The following is a 616-nucleotide window of genomic DNA, read 5'->3' as shown; positions in this document are numbered from 1 at the left end:
AGTAAATTACCACCTTCTAAAGAAGGTGGCTTTGTGTGAGCCCCCTAAAAGGGGGCCTTTGTTTAGTCCAGCGCCAATTGCTGCTGCTCTACTCGCTCTTGCTTCTCTTGATGTCTTACATATCGGCGTATTATTTCTTCATTGATTCCAACACTATCGACAAAATAGCCTCTTTGCCAAAAGTGATTACCCCAAAGCCTGTTCTTCCTAAGGTGAGGAAACTTGCTAAATAGCTTTAAGGCTATTTTGCCTTTCAATACCCCCATCAACTTGGATATCGAAAGCTTTGGTGGGACCTTTACAACTAAATGTACGTGGTCAACTTGTACGTTTAGCTCTACGACTTCACATCCAAGTTGATTACAGTAAACATAAATACATCGATAAACTTCTTTACCTATATTGTTCTTCAAGATCCTAAATCGATACTTTGGCGTCCACACTATATGGTATTGACAACGCCAAAATACGTGGGAAGCTTGATTGTATCTACTCATGTTATTTGTCCTCTTTGACTTCTGGAAAAATCAAAGACGCATTTAGCATGAGTAGTTTTACAGGCAAAGCCGAAACGGATGATAACCACCTACTGAAGTAGGTGGTTTAGGGCTGAAAA

1 protein-coding gene is annotated in these 616 nt (G+C 40.3%); it reads right to left on the bottom strand.

Going from position 1 to position 616, the window contains the following annotated elements; all coding sequences use genetic code 11:
• Nucleotides 1-62: 62 nt before the first annotated feature.
• A complete protein-coding gene (gene tnpA / locus R7R24_RS28270) occupies nucleotides 63-497 on the bottom strand; it encodes an IS200/IS605 family transposase (protein ID WP_017633711.1) in 435 nt (144 codons plus the stop codon).
• Between the last annotated feature and the right edge of the window lie 119 nt (nucleotides 498-616).

It is taken from the genome of Vibrio sp. 704 (assembly GCF_033339295.1).
Note: the sequence above shows the minus strand (reverse complement) of the source record. Positions and strands in the feature narration are given on the sequence as shown.

What these genes read in the sequence shown, in the direction of transcription:
- tnpA (WP_017633711.1), bottom strand. Translation starts at nt 497, where the DNA reads ATGAGTAGATACAATCAAGCTTCCCACGTATTTTGGCGTTGTCAATAC.